Source organism: Levilactobacillus koreensis JCM 16448 (assembly GCF_001435525.1).
Taxonomy (GTDB): Bacteria; Bacillota; Bacilli; order Lactobacillales; family Lactobacillaceae; genus Levilactobacillus; species Levilactobacillus koreensis.
This window is the reverse complement of sequence record NZ_AZDP01000089.1, coordinates 15,428-35,300: the sequence shown is the minus strand read 5'-3', so window position 1 is coordinate 35,300 and position 19,873 is coordinate 15,428. Positions and strand designations below refer to the sequence as shown.

The 19,873-nt window shown below is 50.6% G+C and carries 16 protein-coding genes; 11 read left to right on the top strand and 5 right to left on the bottom strand.

Annotated features, from left to right (window positions below; all coding sequences use genetic code 11):
• The first annotated feature begins 1,013 nt into the window (after positions 1-1,013).
• The 5 genes from FC99_RS08070 to fni all read left to right on the top strand — a co-directional run bounded on the left by FC99_RS08070 (position 1,014) and on the right by fni (position 6,628).
• On the top strand, positions 1,014-2,234 hold the full coding sequence (locus tag FC99_RS08070) for an RNA-guided endonuclease TnpB family protein (RefSeq protein ID WP_056986524.1): 1,221 nt from the start codon (positions 1,014-1,016) through the stop codon (positions 2,232-2,234).
• 297 nt (positions 2,235-2,531) lie between these two features.
• Positions 2,532-3,479, top strand: a complete 948-nt coding sequence (gene mvk / locus FC99_RS08065; protein WP_048736120.1) for a mevalonate kinase — start codon at positions 2,532-2,534, stop codon at positions 3,477-3,479.
• The gene (mvaD, locus tag FC99_RS08060) at positions 3,476-4,450 is read left to right on the top strand and encodes a diphosphomevalonate decarboxylase (RefSeq protein WP_048736121.1); all 975 of its coding nucleotides are present in this window, start codon (positions 3,476-3,478) and stop codon (positions 4,448-4,450) included. The genes mvk and mvaD overlap by 4 nt, the downstream gene beginning before the upstream one ends.
• A 50-nt stretch (positions 4,451-4,500) precedes the next feature.
• Entirely contained in the window at positions 4,501-5,574 is a 1,074-nt protein-coding gene (locus tag FC99_RS08055; RefSeq protein WP_048736122.1) for a phosphomevalonate kinase, read from the top strand.
• 16 nt (positions 5,575-5,590) lie between these two features.
• Entirely contained in the window at positions 5,591-6,628 is a 1,038-nt protein-coding gene (gene fni, locus FC99_RS08050) for a type 2 isopentenyl-diphosphate Delta-isomerase (protein ID WP_048736123.1), read from the top strand.
• Between the two features lie 100 nt (positions 6,629-6,728).
• Here the strand turns inward: fni and FC99_RS08045 are convergent, their stop codons facing one another.
• On the bottom strand, positions 6,729-8,087 hold the full coding sequence (locus FC99_RS08045; RefSeq protein ID WP_048736124.1) for an RsmF rRNA methyltransferase first C-terminal domain-containing protein: 1,359 nt from the start codon (positions 8,085-8,087) through the stop codon (positions 6,729-6,731).
• 217 nt (positions 8,088-8,304) lie between these two features.
• Here FC99_RS08045 and FC99_RS08040 point away from each other — a divergent pair, with 217 nt between their 5' ends.
• Positions 8,305-9,117: a Cof-type HAD-IIB family hydrolase gene (locus tag FC99_RS08040; RefSeq protein ID WP_048736125.1), complete on the top strand. Its 813-nt coding sequence runs from the start codon at positions 8,305-8,307 to the stop codon at positions 9,115-9,117.
• A gap of 416 nt (positions 9,118-9,533) precedes the next feature.
• Here the strand turns inward: FC99_RS08040 and FC99_RS08035 are convergent, their stop codons facing one another.
• Positions 9,534-10,688, bottom strand: a complete 1,155-nt coding sequence (locus FC99_RS08035) for an ArgE/DapE family deacylase (RefSeq protein WP_048736126.1) — start codon at positions 10,686-10,688, stop codon at positions 9,534-9,536.
• A 273-nt stretch (positions 10,689-10,961) separates the two neighbouring features.
• Between FC99_RS08035 and FC99_RS08030 the strand changes: the two genes are divergently transcribed.
• A complete protein-coding gene (locus FC99_RS08030) occupies positions 10,962-11,471 on the top strand; it encodes a hypothetical protein (RefSeq protein WP_048736127.1) in 510 nt (169 codons plus the stop codon).
• 240 nt (positions 11,472-11,711) lie between these two features.
• On the top strand, positions 11,712-12,587 hold the full coding sequence (locus FC99_RS08025; RefSeq protein WP_048736128.1) for a hypothetical protein: 876 nt from the start codon (positions 11,712-11,714) through the stop codon (positions 12,585-12,587).
• A 132-nt stretch (positions 12,588-12,719) separates the two neighbouring features.
• Here the strand turns inward: FC99_RS08025 and glpK are convergent, their stop codons facing one another.
• The 3 genes from glpK to FC99_RS08010 form a co-directional block, all read right to left on the bottom strand.
• Positions 12,720-14,222, bottom strand: a complete 1,503-nt coding sequence (gene glpK, locus FC99_RS08020; protein ID WP_048736129.1) for a glycerol kinase GlpK — start codon at positions 14,220-14,222, stop codon at positions 12,720-12,722.
• Between the two features lie 173 nt (positions 14,223-14,395).
• Positions 14,396-14,584 (bottom strand): 2-hydroxymuconate tautomerase, encoded by a 189-nt coding sequence (locus tag FC99_RS08015; RefSeq protein ID WP_048736130.1) that lies wholly within the window; start codon positions 14,582-14,584, stop codon positions 14,396-14,398.
• Between the two features lie 72 nt (positions 14,585-14,656).
• Positions 14,657-15,544, bottom strand: a complete 888-nt coding sequence (locus FC99_RS08010; protein ID WP_048736444.1) for a YitT family protein — start codon at positions 15,542-15,544, stop codon at positions 14,657-14,659.
• Positions 15,545-15,823: 279 nt separating this feature from the next.
• On the opposite strand from FC99_RS08010, the gene FC99_RS08005 reads away from it, so the two are divergent.
• The 3 genes from FC99_RS08005 to FC99_RS07995 all read left to right on the top strand — a co-directional run bounded on the left by FC99_RS08005 (position 15,824) and on the right by FC99_RS07995 (position 19,864).
• Positions 15,824-17,239, top strand: a complete 1,416-nt coding sequence (locus FC99_RS08005) for a C69 family dipeptidase (protein ID WP_048736131.1) — start codon at positions 15,824-15,826, stop codon at positions 17,237-17,239.
• A 42-nt stretch (positions 17,240-17,281) separates the two neighbouring features.
• Positions 17,282-18,790 (top strand): glutamate/gamma-aminobutyrate family transporter YjeM, encoded by a 1,509-nt coding sequence (gene yjeM / locus FC99_RS08000; RefSeq protein WP_048736132.1) that lies wholly within the window; start codon positions 17,282-17,284, stop codon positions 18,788-18,790.
• An 891-nt stretch (positions 18,791-19,681) separates the two neighbouring features.
• Positions 19,682-19,864, top strand: coding sequence for a hypothetical protein (locus FC99_RS07995; RefSeq protein ID WP_048736133.1), 183 nt, complete (start codon positions 19,682-19,684; stop codon positions 19,862-19,864).
• The last annotated feature ends 9 nt before the right edge of the window (positions 19,865-19,873 follow it).

The window sequence follows — 19,873 nt, the reverse complement described above, 5'->3', positions numbered from 1 at the left end:
GATGGCCGCGCTCCGGCTGCCAGGGATTCCGCCTGCTGTGGGGACGCTCCGGACTGGGGAACGGTCCTCCGACTCGATTTGAAGCCACGAAGAACGCGTGTCTCCAAAGTCGCCCATCGTGATAGCTAGCCAGCGGCCAGCTATCACGATTACCACGGCTGGCTGCATCCCTGGCCTCCTCCGGCTTTGACTGTGCTTTGCCATGACAATCATTTAGAGATCGAAGCAGGTTGTGGTAACTTCTAAACGAGTACGCGAAACTCTACAGGTAACAATGATGTTCTCGTCCTACTTGAGACATCAATTGATACCGTCAGCAAGTGGTCCCTCAGCATTCATATTACTTGTCGACACACACTTTCGCTAACCAATTATGACATCGTGCAGTGGTCTACTTTAATTTAGTCGGTCATCAATTCTAGGCCACCTGGAGCCTAAGCTCATTTCACTTTTAGCAGTCATTATCATCACTAGTCCACCATATAATTTTACACAATCACTGTTCAAGCCTCTTTGAAACGTGTAATATAATAAAGCTAACTAATCTCAGACACTTTGATTTGATTGCTGTACTAATAATCGGTTGTTTCTAGATTCAATGAATTCCGTTATGGCAACGTTTATTGCTAAACTATGCTTAAGCTACTGAATCTTTTCAGATATGACAACTGGCTAGTCAATTCACACAGTTAAAGGCGTTAGTCTCCGCGATCACTGAAGAATTGACGACATGCTCCCAGCCAATAATCGTCTAACTAGAAAATCCAGCGAAATTCGTGGCTTTGAGGCGAGCCGGAAGCCCGCCTTTTGGCTGGAGGCGTCCTCCATGGCAGGCGGAATCCCTGGCTGCCGCAGTGCGGACTGCCCACATACATTCATTAAATTTTAGGCAGGAAACCTGTGATTTTAATCACGGGATGAATGCCAGAACTTAACACTTTCTAAAACATACGTTCCCCCTTTTAGACGGTCAAAAATGGTATAATTAGTCCAATCTTCAGGGGAGGTAGCTATTGGTTAAACTAGGACGAACGATTAAATTACGACTCTATCCAGACACCGAACAGTCAGCGGAATTTTTGGCAATGAGTCGAGAATACCAACGATTGGCTAACATTGTCAGTCAATGGATATTTGACCATGAGTTCCCGTTAAGCTGGTTACAAATCAATTACCGGTTGTACAAAATTCTCAGACAGGGCTCACCGTTGAATAGTCAGATGGTCCAGTCTGTTTTTCGAACGGTCGTAGCCCGCTACAAAACTGTTCAGGAGCAAATGAAACAACATCCTTACCGTTATAAGAACGAAAACAACAAGTGGATTCGAGTTCCCAGAGACCTGACCTGGTTGATGAAACCTATCCAGTTTTGTCGACCACAGGCGGATTTAGTTCGCCAGAGAAACTATTCTTTTGTGAATGAGATGACACAAGTTTCAATCACAACCTTAAGTAAGCGTACAAAGCTAGCTTTCACCGATAAAGGTTTTGAAGAATATTTCAGGGGGAATTGGAAGCTAGGCACTGCTAGACTAGTCCATAATCGCGGCAAGTGGTTCCTACACATTGGTATTACAAAAGAAGTTTCCGACTTTGACCAGCAGGATAATCCAAAGATTGTTGGCATCGACCGGGGTTTACGTTTTCTAGCAACAAGCTATGATTACTTGGGTAAAACATTGTTTTTTGACGGCCAGAAAGCCTTACGCAAGCGAAAGAAGTTTTTACAAGTCCGTCGGCAACTACAAAGTAAAGGGTCCAAGTCTGCTAAGAAAAAGCTGAAGCAACTAGCTCAACGAGAGAACCGCTGGATGACCGATGTGAATCATCGGATAGCTAAGACACTCGTTGCAGTATACGGTTCGCACACACTTTTTGTTTTGGAAGACTTAACCAACGTGACATTCAACACTGACGATTTACCTAAGTCTTTGCGTAGTAGCCATCGGTCTTGGTCCTTTTTTCAACTAGAAGCTTTCTTAACATACAAGGCTCAGGCTATTCAAAGTACTGTTGTGAAAGTAAATCCAGCCTTTACCTCGCAGAGATGCCCCAAGTGCGGGCTGGTTGAGAAGACTAACCGCCATCACGAAACTCACGAATATTGGTGTCGTCGATGCCAGTATCGGTGTAATGATGACCGATTAGGAGCAATGAATATTGGGATGCTCGGCCAAGAATGGTTGAGTGGTGTCAAGCGACCGAAGATTAAAAAGCTAACAGCTATTGGGTAGATCCTGATGGTTAAACGGGTAGTTGTCAATTACCCGATGATGTTGCCACTATGAGTAGGAGTGTCTTAACGGACATGTCGGACTACTGTGTTGTCAGACACGTGAGCGACAAGCCACTGAATTTATTCAGTGGCAATTGACGTAATCATGACCAACATTTTTCGGTGTACTTTCTATAGAAAGACTTAATTTTTCGCCGATTTCGGGATTTTGATGAGCAAAACTAGCGTAAGAGCAGTCAGTAGAGTATGATATTCTGGTAAAATAAAAATCGATGTAGAAAGTGAGCGAGATATCTTGGGTAGAACCGTGATTGGGAAAAGTAACGCGAAAATCATTCTCATTGGGGAACACAGTGTGGTGTTCGGCCAACCCGCCATTGCTCTCCCCTTGCCCTCGGTCACCACAACGGTCGTCATGAACCAAGCGACTCACGGTCAAGTTCTGTTCAGTCGCTACTTCGACGGACCAATTGCGCAAATGGGCCAAAACTTAGCCGGTGTGGCTGCCTTGATTCGCGCCCTACTTACGCGTTTCGATGCGCAAGATACGGCCTTTCATATGGATATCACCAGTGATCTTCCCGCCGAACGTGGGATGGGGTCGTCCGCAGCCGTCGCCGTTGCCATTACCCGTGCGATGTACAGTTACTTTCAACGGCCATTGACGCGTGACTTGTTGCTGTCAACGGTCGACATCGCCGAAAAGATCACTCACGGAAATCCCAGTGGGTTGGATGCTGCTACCGCTAGTTCCGACGTGCCCATCTGGTTCATTCCTCATCAGGAGGCCCTCCAGATTCCATTTACCCTGCAAGGCTACTTAGTCATCGCAGATAGCGGCATCAAGGGGCAAACGGGGAAAGCCGTCGCAGCCGTTGCGCGGCGGAAAACGGCCTTCCCTCAAGAGACGGACGCGCAGATCAACCGGCTGGGTCAACTCAGTATCGCCGCTCGCCAAGCATTAGCAACCCCCGATTTACCCCAATTGGGCCACATCTTAAATGATGCGCAGCAACAACTAGCCGGTCTAGGCGTCAGTTCAACCGAACTCAACCACTTGACCCACGTTGCGCTCAAAGCCGGTGCCCTTGGCGCGAAGCTGACGGGTGGTGGCATGGGTGGTTGTCTGATTGCCCTTTGCCCCGACCTAGCCACGACCGAACGTGTCAAAAATAATCTACTCGCAGCCGGTGCCACCGACACGTGGACGGAAGCCTTTAATCTCGAGGAGGAACACCAATGAACCCAGCGGTCACTGCACGTGCACACACCAACATCGCCCTCGTGAAATACTGGGGCAAGGCCGACACCGACCTCATCATTCCCCAAACGAGTAGCCTGTCACTTACCTTGGATCAATTCTATACGGATACCACGGTACAGTTCGACGACCATCTGACTGCGGACGAGATCACGGTCAACGATACCCGCCTCTCCGTAGCCGCCAGTCAAAAAGTACATAAGTTTCTTAACCTGGTGCGCGAACAGACCCAGCGCACCTCTTTTGCGCGGGTCACGTCAGTTAATCACGTGCCAACAGCGGCCGGCCTGGCGTCTTCAGCTTCGGCGTTTGCCGCGTTGGCCGGCGCTACCAGTCGTGCGGCGGGGCTCGACCTCGACCGCACAGCGCTGTCCCGGTTGGCTCGTCGCGGCTCCGGCTCCGCTACCCGTTCCATCTTCGGTGGCTTTGTCGAATGGCAGGCCGGCCATGACGATGCGAGCTCATTTGCCATCCCCCTTGAAGAAAACGTGGATTGGCCAATTGCCATGGTAGCGCTGGTTCTAGACGCCCGCCGCAAAAAGGTCAGTTCACGCCAGGGCATGCAAAATAGCGTGACCACCTCGCCCTATTACCCAGCCTGGAAAGACGTCGTTGCCCATGACTTGGCAGCCATCAAACCGGCCATCCAGGCACGTGACTTCACCACGACCGGTGAGATTCTGGAAGCCAACGCCATGCGGATGCACGCGCTCACATTGAGTGCGCAGCCTCCCTATAGTTATTTCAACGGCGACACGTTGGCCGCGATGCAGGCCGTCCAACACCTGCGCGACGACGGCATTGCTTGCTACTACACCCTCGACGCCGGCCCCAACGTGAAAGTCTTCTGTCAGGTCGCCGACTTACCGGCCATCACCGCACACTTCGCCCAACAGTTCGGTGCGCAAAACGTTATCGTCGCGCACCCCGGACCGGGCATTCAATTTAGCTAATTATTCATAAAAAAATACTTATTTAGTCGTTACAGAAGGGACCTGATTTTTTGATTTCCGTGAAAGCACCCGGAAAACTCTATATTGCTGGCGAATACGCCGTGGTCGAACCGGGATATCCGGCGATCATCGTCGCACTGAACCAATTTGTGACCGTTTCAATTACCCCCAGTCAAGACTACGGTCGCATCGCCTCCAAACAATACCAAGAGAACTCCCTCTACTGGCAACGCCAGGGGTCAGAGCTCGTCTTTGACAACCGGGACAATCCCTTCCACTATATCTTGTCCGCCATTCGTTTGACGGAACAGTACGCACAGTCGTTGGGCAAGCCCCTCACCATTTATCATCTAAACGTCAACAGTGACCTCGACAGTGCCGACGGAAAGAAATACGGCCTAGGCTCCTCAGCCGCCGTGACCGTTGCCACCGTGAAGGCTCTCTGCCAATTCTACGATATTCCCATGAGTAAGGACCGGCTGTTCAAATTATCCGCGATCGCCCACCTGGACGTTCAAGGCAACGGCTCACTCGGCGATATCGCCGCTTCCGTCTACGGTGGTTGGATCGCTTATCAAGCCTTTGACCGCGATTGGTTGGCCTCTGCTCGGCGTGAACTGAGCTTAACTCAGCTCCTGCAAACGGAGTGGCCGGGCCTACAGATCGAACTGCTGACGCCACCGGAACCCCTTCGCTTAATGATCGGCTGGACCGGAACGCCCGCATCGACTTCCCATCTAGTGGACAAGATTGCCCTCTTCAAAGCCACCCGACGCAAGGACTACCACGCCTTTCTCCGCGAAAGCCGCGAGTGCCTGCAACGGATGATTCAAGGCTTTCATGATCAAGACCTAGACGCCATTCAAAAAGAGATCGAAGTGAACCGGCAACTGCTGAATCGTTTGGCCCATCTGAGTCACGTCACGATTGAAACGGAACTACTCAAGACCATGTGCGACACCGCCGTTCACGTGGGCGGCGCCGCCAAGTCTTCCGGTGCCGGTGGCGGTGATTGCGGGATTGTGATCATCAACGCCGCCAAGGACCTCGCCCACCTGCTCCACGAGTGGGAAGCCCGCGGCATCGAACCACTTAAATTAAACGTCCATCACGTCATCGAATAATTAAGGAGCCGTTACCATGGACCTATCACGTCACGCCCACCGCAAGGACGAACATCTGTCCCTCGCCGAAAAATTTTATACACCAGACGCCACTAGTCAATTCGACCAGCTCCGTTTCGTTCATCAAAGTTTACCGGAAATGAGTGTCGCCGACGTGGAGCTCCGCACGCACCTGGGACCGCTAACGTTGCCCGTGCCCCTGCTGATTGAGGCCATGACCGGTGGCAGTCCGCGGACGGGTAAGGTCAACGCCGCCCTGGGCCGAATTGCGGCCGCAACCGGGATGCCCGTGGCAACCGGTTCACAGAGCATCGCCCTGCAGGATGACGCCGCGATTGCGACCTTCACCCCGTTACGGGAAAACAACCCCGATGGCATCGTCTTCGCCAATATGGGCGCCGGGCACACCGTGGCCCAAGCGCAACGCGTGATCGACATGTTGGCCGCCGACGCCTTAGAGATTCACGTCAACGTAGCTCAAGAGTTGGTCATGCCCGAGGGCGACCGCGATTTTCACTGGCTCGACAGCATTGGCGAAGTCGTGGCGGGGGTCAACGTGCCGGTCATCGTGAAGGAAGTTGGCTTCGGTATGGCTAGGGAAACGTTGCAGCGGTTGGCCCAAGTCGGTGTGCAGTACGTTGACCTGAGTGGTCGTGGTGGGACGAACTTTGTGCAAATCGAGAATTTCCGCCGGCCCGAAAAGGAACTGAGCTACCTCGATGGTTGGGGCCAATCGACGGTGGAATCCTTACTGGAGGCCCGTACCGTTCCCCAACTTCAAGTAGTCGCCACCGGTGGCATTCGGCAACCGTTGGACGCAGCCAAGGCCCTGGCCCTCGGTGCTAACTTGGTTGGGAGTGCCGGTCAGATTCTCCACAGCCTGATCAAGACTGACGAGGCCACCACCACGGCAAGGCTGCTGGAATGGCAAGCCGGTCTACGGCGCATCATGACATTACTTGGCTGCTACAATTTGGCGGCACTAAAGCAACGACGACTTCTGCTCTCACCCGAGTTAGAAAGCTACTGTCGCCAACGACAACTCACTTATTAGATTAGAAATTAAAAAGAGCCACCGGAAAACGAAAATTCCGATGTGCTCTTTTAGATTGTTTAATCCTATTTTAACAACATCTTGCTAACACCAAATAGTTTTAATCGTCGTAAACCGTGAACCGCAATCCTTTAGGGAAGAAGTTCTTGACGGTCTGGCCAACGACTTTCCCAAAGCCAACCGGTTGCTGGTCACAGGTCAACAGATACCAGCCCTTGGTTGGGGCCGTAGCCAACGTAAACGTTTCACCGTGGACCCACGCTCGCCACTGCTCATCGGTAATGGCCAACGTCTGCGTCGCCGGTTCATCCGCACTAGCCAAGGCTAACGCATAAGCCGGTTCGAACCGATTCTTCTTAAACGTCCCCAGATGTAACCCGGGCCGGAAGATATGGGCTTTCTTCAAATCGGGCAAATCGTCGGGAACGGCAAAGAGCTGGTCCTTGACGGTGATCAATTGGCCCGCCACGGCATGGCCCAACACGGTCTGGGCAAAATCTTGCCACAATTTTCGCTGGTCGCTGGTCAGTTCAGTGCCCAATTTAGCCTGCCCCCGCGGTGTCCGGGCGTCGCCGGCATCCCGTTCTAATTTTGCAACGAAATGGCCTTCCCCCTGCATCAAGTGAGGAAATAAACGCGCTGCCTTGGCGAGCTCTGGATTACCATCCGCCCATTCCGGCCGAGCGTCCACGACGCCCCCAGTCTTAGTGATGGGAACTAAATGAAAGTCGGGGAATGTTTTCAAGACCCACGCCATCATCTGTTCGTCTTCTTCGGGCGCAAACGTGCAGGTCGAATAGATCAGTTGACCGCCCGGCTTCACCATCTTAACGGCTTCCGTCAGGATCTCTCGTTGACGCGTTGCACAGTCTTCAACGTAATCCAAAGACCAGTACGACATGGCGTCTGGGTCTTTGCGAAACATGCCTTCACCGGAGCACGGAGCATCAACTAGCACCTTGTCAAAGTAGTCGGGAAAGACGGGACTCAGCCGGTCGGGCGAGTCGTTGAGGATCACGGCCGACTTGACGCCGAATCGTTCTACGTTTTCGGCTAAGACCTTTACTCGTTTTCGGTTGATCTCGTTGGTGACCAGCAGGCCCGTCCCCCGGAGATAACTGGCCAAATGGGTCGTCTTGCCCCCGGGCGCCGCACAGAGATCCAAGACCCGTTCACCAGCCTGTGGTGCGGCCGTGGCACCCACGAACATGGCGCTCGGTTCCTGACTGTAAACAGCTCCGCTCTGGTGCATCAGGCTGCGACCACTGACCGCCCCGTAATGACCAAATTTGGCGTAGGGCACTGCCGGTGTCTCCGTAACCGTTGCTGGTAAGTCGTGATGGGCCGGATTGACCCGATAGCCTGCGGTACTAGGCGTGTCAAAACTGGCCAAAAAGTCATCCGCTTCTGCCCCTAATAAGCGTCGATACTTGGTTATAAAGTCGTCAGGTAAATTCACCGTTATTCCTCCATTTTGTTAGTTACAACTAATTATTTGTATATTACATTTATAACGAGTTGACCCCGTTTTGCCTCGTTTATTATACGCGTTTTTATAACGAGTCTCTACCCGACAGAGGGGAATAGTCGCATTTTCACTGTAACTATGTTAAATTAAACAGGCTAGCTTCTTTTCAGAAAATTTAATCCATAAAATAAATTGTGAGGTGTTCTCTATGGAACGAAAATTAATTGCAATCGACCTGGACGGCACGACCTTAAACGCGGCTGCCCAACTCTCCCCTAAAACTAAAACCGTTTTGGCTCAAGCTCGCCAAGCCGGGCACATCGTCAGTATCGTGACGGGCCGGCCCAATCGAATTTCCGAAGGTATCTATGACGAGTTAAAGCTGGATGGCCCGATGATTAATTTCAACGGTAGCCTGGGGCACATCCCCCACCATCATTGGCAAGGCGAATATCAATACACCATCAACAAGGAAGTCGCTTACGACCTCTTGCAACACCGTGAAGAGCTCGGAATCGACATGATTGCCGCCGAAGGTAAGAACATGTTTCTTGCTGTTCGCGACCACCCCGTCGAAGTCGGCTTCTTCCCCCCTGTTCTCAAAAGTAATCAGATTCTCAACCAAAAGACGCTGCAGGAAAACCCGACTAGTTTGACGGTTGCCGTTGAACGGAGCCACCAGGAACACCTGTTGAGCTACCTCAAACACAACTTCGGTGATGTCATCGACGCTGCGCCTTGGGGCGGTCCAAACTCCGTTGTTGAACTGGGCGTCAAGGGCGTGCAAAAGGCCACTGGCGTTGAGGTCCTTGCCCACCACTTCCACGTTGAGCGCAAGAACATCGTGGCCTTTGGGGACGAACACAACGACTCGGCCATGATCGACTATGCCGGCTGGGGTGTCGCCATGCAAAACGCCACACCAACCATCAAAGGTCTGGCCAACGATATCACACCGTTAGACAACGACCACGACGGCTTAGCCAACTACTTGCAAGACTACTTGAAATTAGCTGAATAGATGACGAATGCTGCCAGTTCTCAAACTGTTACTTGAGGATTGACGGCATTTTTTGAAGGTTTATAAATTTGAACATACTTGACTAACAAATCCCGCTAAAATTTCTCCATCGGCTTACCGGTCAATACTGTTTCGTCAATACTGTTTTCTTCTTATAGCTGAACTAATTGCTATCATAATTGTTACGAAACTATAGTTGAACGAGTACAACCAGAGCCGAAGGAGGACAGGAATGTAGCCAGCCGTGGAGGTGGTGTTAGCTGGCGATTTTCTTAGCCGGCTTACAGCACGGGCGACTTTGAAGACTCGCGTTCTTCGCGGCTTCAAATCGAGCGAGAAGACTGGGGGCCTTCCAGTCTGAAGCGTCCCCACAGCAGGCGAAATCCCTGGCAGCCGGAGTGCGACCAGTTTAGTCCTTATTTTTCTCGATTCAGATAAGCCACAAATAACTTCTGGTACAACGTCGTGAAGTCCAGGAACATCTGGCGGTCAACGTACTCGTCGATTTGATGAGCGGATTCGTTGCCGGGACCAAAGACGACAAATGGGAACTTGTGGCCCTTTTGCTTCAACAGGTTCGAGGCATCGGTCACGGCGGGCAACGCTAGCTTAGGAATCGCTTCACCAGCAAACGGTTCGCCCACGCTTGCGGCCAGATTACTCAGCGGCGTATCCTGCGGTTCTTCCACCGGCCACTGGGACATGAAGACATCCATGGCGACCTGTGCTCCCTGATCATTCTGCTGGTCGACCAAGTTCTGGAGGGTCGCGATGACGGCGGCGTTGTCAAATTCGGGAATCGTTCGCACGTTCATTTCGGCTGTAGCGGTTGCGGGAATCGAATTAACCTGCTCACCACCATGTAAAACGGTCGTGTTAAACGTCAACTGACCCAACAACTCATTGGCGCGGTCACTGTCACGAAAGGCCACGTTGGCTTGATTTAAAATCGCCAGCAATGGGTCGATGGCGTTGGCGCCTAGTTCAGGCATCGAGCTGTGCGCCGCCTTGCCTTGCGACGATAACCGGATATCCATGGACCCCTTGTGGGCGTAAAAGATGTGATAGCCGGTGGGTTCGCCGATCAGTAAGGCATCGACATCAGCCATGGTTCCCTGATCAAAGAATGCGGCGGACCCTAGTTCACCAACTTCTTCACCCACGGTCGCCATGAGTCGAATCCGGCCGTGTTGGGGTTGCCCCGCGGCGTGCAATTCAATCAGCGCAACCACGAGGGCAACCAAACCCGACTTCATATCGTTGGCCCCCCGACCATATAGTCGGCCATTACGTTCAGTCAGCTTAAAGGGGTCACTGTGCCACTGCGTCGTGTCGCCGGGGTCCACGACATCCATATGACCAGAAACGCCTAAAACGGGACTTCCTTGACCAATCTCAGCGATCAAATTCGTCCGGCCCTCACTGAGCGGGATTAATTCTGCCTGAATATCGTGTTGCCCCAACAATTTTTGCAAGTATTGGGCCACCGCGACTTCGTTACCGTTGACCGAGTGAATCGCCACCAAATCACTTAATAACTCAATTTTTTGCTGATCCGTAAAGACTGCCATCACCGATTCCTCCTTTTAGGACATAGTATACCGCAGTTTGTAAGGGCCTTCACGTATTCCCCCTAAAAACGGGTCGCTGTAAAATCAGCCGTATTTTCTTACAGAAGGCTTAATTATACGCTTAAGTTGAGAAATCTTTTAAACTGTCATTTTACGGACTACAATTTAATTCAACCATCGTCAGTCAATATTTAGGGTATGATTTATCTTGAACTCAGATTTTTCTCAACTAATAAATTTTAAACTCATGATCACCTGAAAGGAGATTCCCCCATGCCCCTAATTCAAGCACACTACAATCCGCAACTGCCTACTCTACTCATGTCGCTCCACCCACAACCGACAGCGGATATCCTGTCCGGTCGTAAAATCATCGAATACCGCCGGCGGTTCTTCCAACACCCGTTTCAAGCCTTCATCTACACAACCGGTCCCGCTGGTGGCTTACACCTTTTTCTCACCTTCGACCAACCAATCATCCGTCCGACCTCTGACCTAATTCAGATTGGCACGCGACTTCAAGCGGATTCTCCCGCCGATCTGACGACCTATCTGGCAGACCAAGGTGTGGCGCTCCCTGTCAAATCTGTGGCGACCTTGCCTCAACTATCTCGTGAACAACTTCAGCAAGTCGATCCAGGCTTCGTAGCTCCCCGCGCCTACTTCTTCCTTGATAAGCCCAACAAGTACGCCTTACTGACCAATCTGCTTCAACAGCCCTGCCTTAGTTACCACGAGATTGACTGGGAACCCAAGTACGCGGCAATTCAGGAATTTCTGTAAGGAACTATTTACCGCTATCATCCAGCCAGTAAAAACACCAGGTAAAGCTGAACCTCAACTCGGGTTATAACCACGCTCAAATAAGGCCGGCGTCCGGGTCTGTTTACGCCAAGCTGTGGGTAGGAATAGGAATTGTAAAATTTCATCGCCTAATTCCATGATTTAGCTTATCTTAACCATCGAGCATGATGCTAAACCCTCTCCAATTTGTGGTAGACTTAGGCAAGAGGAGTGAGGGTTATGAAATTAAGAAGTAGACTAGGTATTGTTTTTGGTGTAACACTTGGCATTGCATTATGTATCATATTTTCCCCATCAGTTCAAGCTGCAACAAAGTACACAGTAGTTTCAGAGAAGTGGTACAACGTGCCAGCAACTTCTTATCGGGCAAAGTGCCCCAATAAAAAAGTTGCTCTTTGGAACAAGAAGCACACTAAACGATACGGATATTTGACCGATCGTCCCAACACGACGTTCACACTTAATTCAATTGCGGTTCTTAAACATGGAAACACAAAAGCCGTCTATTATTATGTCGATGCTGGTGGCACCAAAAAGCATCCTAAAGGAACGCTTGGCTATGTTTGGCGTGGATATTTGACCAAAGGATTAGCAATGGATCAGCTCAAGAGCCGTTATGTTCGATTAGCAGAGTTTTCCAATAACGCAGACTATGCCAATTACATTAAATACTCTAAATCACAAAAAATTACTAAGGCTTTAGTCAAAGCATTACCAAATATGAAGTTAAACTTAGATTTAACTAATATTGCTGCTTATAAATTCGCGGAAACCATGTCCGATGAAGATCCGTCTCTTCCCGATGTTAAATCCAGCTCCCTAAAGACCAAAAACTACACACATATTACGTATTTCCCTAAGGTGACTGCCTACTTAAAGAAGAGTAATAATGTCGCAACTGCTACCCGAGTCAAGAAAGTTAAGCGTATTCTAGCAAAAGACTACGGATTAACAACTGCAAAACTAAACCATCTAAAGAACTATCAAATTGGGTTATATATTGCCGAAAACACGACGGGCAACAAGGTTAAAGATAATGCTCCCCTAACCATTAAGTTCTATGCCTTTGCTATTGCCCAAAGAGTAAATCATTAGCTAGAAATAATTAAGTTCGCAAGACTTTCAGCAATCGCTGTGATAGAACACAGCCGGAGCGCGGCCAATTCACGCCAATTAAAAATCCCTCAGCACACTTACGTGCTAAGGGATTTTGTCGTTTACAACTAATTATTCTTGATGGAATGCCTGCGTGGCATTGATGGCTGCTTGCCAGCCGGCGTAGCAGTGTTGGCGCTTCGTTTCATCCATCTGGGGAATGAACTCGTCACCCGATTCGTGCATCCGGCGAATCGTCGCCATATCGGGCCAGAAGCCAACGGCAAGGCCGGCCAGGTAAGCGGCACCCAAGGCCGTCGTTTCGTTGATAGCTGCCCGTTTGATCGGCGTGTTTAAGATGTCGGCTTGGAACTGCATTAAGAAGTTGTTGTTGGCAGCTCCCCCGTCAACGCTCAGTGACTGTAGGTCCAGTCCGGTTTCCTTGGTCATGGTATCGACCACATCCCGCGTCTGATAAGCGATGGCTTCGACCGTCGCTCTGACGAACTGTTCGCGCGTGGTGCCCCGGGTCAGCCCGAAGACAGCGCCCCGCGTCTCTTGGTTCCAGTACGGCGCCCCCAGCCCAGTAAAGGCAGGGACAACGTAGACGTCACCAGTCGTTTGCGCATCGACGGCCATCTTTTCGGATTCACCGGCGTGCTCGAAGAACCGCATTCCATCACGTAACCATTGCACGGCAGAACCAGCCACGAAGATCGAGCCTTCCAGCGCATAGGTCACTTTATTGTTGAGGCCATACGCAATCGTGGTCAGCAGGCCATTGTGGGATAGCGTAGGCTCCTCACCGGTGTTCATCACGATGAAGGCCCCGGTTCCATAGGTGTTCTTGATCATCCCTTTGTCAAAGGCGGTCTGCCCAAACAAAGCGGCCTGCTGGTCACCGGCGATCCCGGCAATCGGCACTTGAACCCCGGAGAACGTGTACCCCGCGGTGTAACCGTAAATTTCGGATGAGGAGTGGACTTCTGGCAACAAGGCAGCCGGAATGTTCAACCAGTCCAAGATTTCGTGGTCCCATTTCAAATCGTGAATGTTGTACAGCATGGTCCGGCTGGCGTTGGTGTAATCGGTCGCGTGGACCCGACCGCCAGTCAGCTTCCAGAGGATCCAGGTGTCAATGGTCCCAAAGAGTAGCTCTCCCTGTTCCGCGCGTTCCTGAGCACCGGGGACGTGGTCTAAGATCCAACGAATCTTGGTCGCGGAGAAGTAGGAATCAATGACCAACCCGGTCTTCTCGTGGATGGCGTCAGCGTAGCCATCGGCCTTTAATTGATCGGCGATTTCACTGGTCTGTTTGGATTGCCAAACCACCGCGTGATAAATGGGTTCGCCGGTCTTCTTGTCCCAGATGATCGTGGTTTCCCGTTGATTGGTGATCCCGATTCCCCGAACCTTGTACGGTTGAATGTCCGAATCAATCAGGGCATCGGAAATGACGGATTGCACCGCGTTCCAAATTTCGTTGGCGTCATGTTCGACCCAACCCGGTTGCGGGAAATACTGGTGAAACTCCCGTTGTGCCTGTCCCGCAATTTGGCCGTGCCGGTCGAATAAAATAGCCCGGGTACTCGTCGTCCCTTCGTCAATTGCCATCATGTATTGTTGATCATTCATCGTTCGACTCTCCATTCATTCGTTCGTTAGCAACGGCCACTTTCTGCCGTGATGTCGCACTTGTTACTAGTATACCTAAAAGTGACGGCTACGCCAATTCTTTTTATAAATGAAACCGCCACCAATGGCTAAATAGTCGGGTTGGTGGCGGTTTATAAGTTTTTCTGTAAAATTTACTTTTCGTCGCTCTTCAAAACGCCGGCCACACCGTAACGGTTAGGTTGCATTTCGCGTAAAATGACGTGGACGTGTTCGGCTGGAGCACCCGTATTCTTGGTCACAGCAGCGGTGACGTCTTGGACTAAGGCTTTGAGTTGGTCTTGTGAGCGGCCAGCGATTAAATCAATGTTGACAATTGGCATTTAAATTCGATCCCTTCTCTATGTGAATAGTATCATTATACCGGTTCGGACCAGTTGGGGCAATTCTCTCGCCTATTTTTGTTCGGTGGTCTGTCTCAACTTCAACTGTTCCCGTTCATTATAGAAGTTTCCCTCAATGTCGACGGTGCTGACCAGGTTGACGAAGGCGTGGGGGTCGATACTCTTGACCGCGTGCTCCAATGCATAAAGTTCATACCGCGAAATAACGGTCATCAGGACCACGCTGTCCTTGCGGGTGTACGCGCCAAACGAGGGCATGACCGTAATCCCCCGAATCAACGTCTTGTTTAACTCACTAATGACGGCATCCTGTTGCGTGGTGACGATAAAGGCTGTCAATTTCTGATGGCCGGTATGAATGCTATCGACCACCCGCGACATTGCATAAATTGAGATGATCGTGTATAAAGCACTCGGCCAGCCAAACAGGAAGCCAGCTAAGATGACGATGCTAAAGTTGATCATCATCATGAGCGTCCCAATCGTTCTCCCCGTCGTTTGCTCAAGGACCACGGCGATGATATCCATCCCCCCGGTCGAGAAACCATTTTTCAACGGGTAGGCCACACCGACCCCCGTCAGGATTCCCCCAAACAGGGCTGCCAGCAACGGGTTATCCGAGATGTTATTCACCGGGATCACGATGGCCAGAACAGACGTCAGGACCGCCACAAAGATTGAGTAGATTGTGAACCCGCGGCCCACCTTAAACCACCCTAAGATTCCAATGGGCACGTTGAACAGTAGGATGAACCACCCGGTGCTCAGGTGGATCCCGCCCATCTGCAGGAGCGTCGCAATAATCTGTGAGATTCCGTTAATCCCAGCACTGAAAATCTTGCCTGGGACCAAGAATTCGTTCAGGGCGAGCGCCGTAATGGCCGCCGATCCCAGCATAATTAGGAGGTGTTTGCCCACCTCACGTTTATTTTCTAACATAATTCTCATTTTTCGCCTCTTTCTCGAATAATCCGCTTTCATCATTTAACCACATCAGCCGGCCGATGACTAGCGGAAGCACGCGCTTGGCGTTCATTTTATCTTTGACCTTGTTAGCTAAGGATACACTATTTTTCGCATAATGATGTATAAATATTTACTTTTATGAGAATAATAAACAAAATAATTAAAGTTGCCCTGAAATCACCTCGGCGTTCCAGCAAACATGCTAGAATGGAGGTTGTAATTTTATTCAAAAAATGAGAAAGGAGTGCTCCCATGAACTATTCCGCTTGTACTAGCATTTTAATTGGGGCCAAGGCTACCATGGATGGGTCGGTCATCATTGGCCGTAACGAGGACGCCAAAGCCGCTTGGCCTAAGCATTTCGTCGTTCACCCCGCCAAAACGGCTACCACCCCCCAACAATTTGTCAGCACGGACAATGGCTTCACCATGCCCTTGCCCACCCACGCTGCGAAATACACGGCAACCCCCGAATGGACCGATAAATATGGTCTCTTTGAGGAAGACGGTATCAACGAATATGGCGTGGCCATGAGCGCGACTGAAAGTACCTATTCTAATGAACGGGTTTTGGGTGCCGATCCCTTAGTCAAGGACGGTATCGGTGAAGAAGCAATGGTCACCGTCGTTTTACCCTACGTCAAGACCGCACGTGAAGGGGTCGCCCGGCTCGGCCAACTTGTCGAGCTGTACGGGACCAGCGAGTCTAACGGAATTCTTTTTGCCGATCAACAGGAAGCCTGGTACCTGGAAACGGGTGCGGGTCACTACTGGGTCGCCCAACGGATTCCGGACAACGGGTATGCCGTGATCGCCAATCAAATGGCCATTCAAGCCATCGACTTCAACGATCCGACCAACTTCATGTTTGCCCGCCACCTGCAAGATTTCGTGACCAAAAATCACTTGAATCCACACAGTGACCGCTTCATTTGGCGTGAGATCTTCGGGACACAGGATCAATCCGATCTGTACTACAACACCCCCCGGGTCTGGTACGGGCAACACGTTTTGACCCCGGCTGTCCACCAGGAACCGCAATCCTTCACGCTGCCCTTCATCCAATACGCCGATCATTTATTGGCCGTGGATGACGCGCAAGCCTTCTTGAGCAGTCACTACGAGGAAACGCCCTATGATCCCGTGGGTGCGGGAACGGCTGAACAAAAGCACCGCTTCCGGCCAATCAGTCTGGCCAAGACGCAGGAATCACACGTCTTACAGCTACGACCGAACATGGAACCCGCTTTAGCTGGCATTCAGTGGCTGGCGATGGGCGTGGCCGCGCAAAGCGTCTACGTGCCCTTCTACGCCGGCATCGACGAGACACCTGCCGCCTATCACCTGGGCGCAGCGACTTACGATGCCGAATCGGCCTACTGGGTCTACAAGCTCATCAGTGTGCTGTTAGACGCCCACTACCACGAGGCTTGGCCAACCGTCAGTGCCGTACAAAAGGACTTGCGGATTGCCTTTAAACAGGCCGTCCAGCACACGGATGCGGTCGCCTCACAACTGACCGGTCCAGAACTTAGCCATTATTTAACGCAACAAGCAACCGCGAACGCCGCATTGGGAATTCGGCGCTACCGGGAGTTAGCGGCGACCTTGATTACTCAGGCCACCGATCTAGGGCCTTTGAACTATCAACAAGACCTCAATTTATAATCAACGGTGAACTTGCTTCACCAATAAATGGGAGATAAAACAATGGAAAACCAGAAAAAGATTAAATTATCCAATTTAATCTTGATGATCTTTACGGCCATTTACGGCTTCGCTAACACGACAGTCGCTTATGACCAAATGGGTTACGCAAGTATCATTTGGTACGTTCTCGCCGCCTTACTGTTCTTCTTACCTAGCGCCATGATGCTAGCGGAATATGGGTCGGCATTCAAAGAGGCTAAGGGGGGTATTTACTCCTGGTTAGCCGGTTCGATCGGTGAAAAATGGGCCTTCATTGGGACCTTCATCTGGCTGTCATCCTGGATCATTTGGATGCTATCGACCTCGACGAAGGTTTGGATCCCACTTTCCACGTTAATCTCCGGGAGTGACCAAACGCAAACCTGGTCGATCCTCGGTCTGAGCTCAACGCAAACGGTCGGCCTCCTCGGGATCGTTTGGATCTTGACCGTGACGTTCTTCGCAACGCGTGGGGTGAACTCCATCGCTAAGATCTCCTCATTGGGTGGGATCTTCGTGATGTTCCTGACCGCCCTCTTCTTCGTGGCCAGCATCGTCATCGTCATTTTAAATCACGGCCAATTGGCAGAACCCATCAACGGGATTCACAGCTTCATCTCCTCACCGAACCCGCAATTCTCCTCGCCAATGGCCCTTATGTCCTTCGTGACGTACGCGGTCTTCGCTTACGCCGGCATGGAATCCATGGGTGGAATCACGGATAGTATGGACAAACCCGAAAAGACTTTCCCTAAGGGCCTGATCATTTCAACGATTGCCATCACCATCATGTACTCCCTGTCGATCTTCCTCTGGGGGATCAGCACCAACTGGAGCAGTGTCTTAGGTAAGAGCCAAGTTAACTTGGGGAACATTACCTACGTTCTGATGAACAACTTGGGACTCGTCTTGGGGAAGGCCATGGGCTTAAGTGCCGTCACCTCCGCCACGATTGGTCACTGGTTGGCGCGGCTGACTGGGTTGAGCATGTTCATGGCTTACCTGGGCTCCTTCTTCGTCTTGGTCTACTCACCCCTGAAGTCCTTCATCATAGGATCTTCACCAAAATTGTGGCCCAAGAAGATGACCAAGTTAAACAAGGTCGGCATGCCAGCGTACTCCATGTGGCTTCAGGCCATCGTGGTCGCTGTCTTCATCTTCTTGGTCGCCTTCGGGGGCTCCGCAGCCAACGAATTCTACCTGATTTTGACCGACATGGGGAACGTGTCAACGTCATTCCCTTACCTGTTCTTGATTGGGGCTTTCCCATTCTTCAAGCGTCGGCAAGACCTGGAACGGCCATTTGTCGTTTACAAGAACCGGGCCTTCACTAACACTGTTGTGACGGTGGTCTTGGTCATCTTGGTCGGTGGGATCGGCTTCACCTGCCTCCAACCAATCATGGATCACGACTACATGACCGCCTTCTGGACGATCATCGGGCCAATCTTCTTCGGTGCCGTTGCTTGGATCTTCTACCACAACGCGCAAAAGCGTTCGGATGAAGAAGCCGCTTCTAACGAAGATTAATTTGGTGATTGGATTAGCCGTTTAAAGATTAAGAGGAAACCTGAAGTTTTGGGTTTCCTCTTTTGCTGTCTTAATGGTTTTCCATACTAAAAGGTTGAAAGATGGCGCACCTGTCTCGTTCCAGTATTGGTAAGAGTTCATACCGTCATGATTAATATAAATTGGCCGCACTCCGGCTGCCAGGGATTCCGCCTGCTGTGGGGACGCTCCGGACTGGGAAACGGTCCTCCGACTCGATTTGAAGCCACGAAGAACGCGTGTCTTCAAAGTCGCCCATATTGTGAGCTAGCCTCTGGCCAGCTCACAATATTACCACAGCTGGCTGCATCCCTGTCCTCCTCCGGCTCTGACGGTGCTTTATCACGACAACAGTCGGAAAATCTGGAGACTTAGCGCTTTCGTTCCAATCTATAACGATTGCTACAGTCAGTAACCTCGTTGTCTAAAAACACTATGTAAGCCGATAAGGCGAAGGATCCACTAGGTTGCCTAATTTTAGTCCCACTGTTGTTGCCAGAATAGGCATGGTTGGTACTTTGAAACCTTCAATCTTTAGTACTAGACATCTACTTTTACTTTATTACAAGGTATCTTCCAATAGGAGGTATTCTAGTTCCGTTTGAAAACCGATTAATTTCCCTCCCAGCTGCCTAAAAATCAGGCCGCCAAAAGGCTGACATATCAACGAATTCTTCATGTCTTCAAAGTGAAGATTTAAGATTTTACCTAACCATTGTATAATTAAAGAAGGAGGCATTTACGCAGCGGCTTAGAGCTGCTTGACGGTCATTTGTTGCGGGAGAAATGCTTAACAATTTTTCCATAGACCGTTCAGATAACACTTAGAACTTAGTGCCGTAGATTTTGAAGCTTTTTAGGAGGAGATTTATCATGGATGAAGGGTCAGTACCGAGGCTTGTTATTCTAGGATTCTTAATTACTATGGGGATTTTTGCTATATTTGACTCACCACTTTTTAGCGTTAATCAAGTGATGGGCGTCATTGGTGTGATTCTACTCACAGGCGTGTTCATTTATAATCTGAAGCTAGCGAAAAAAGCCTCTGACAAGTAAGAATTGAGT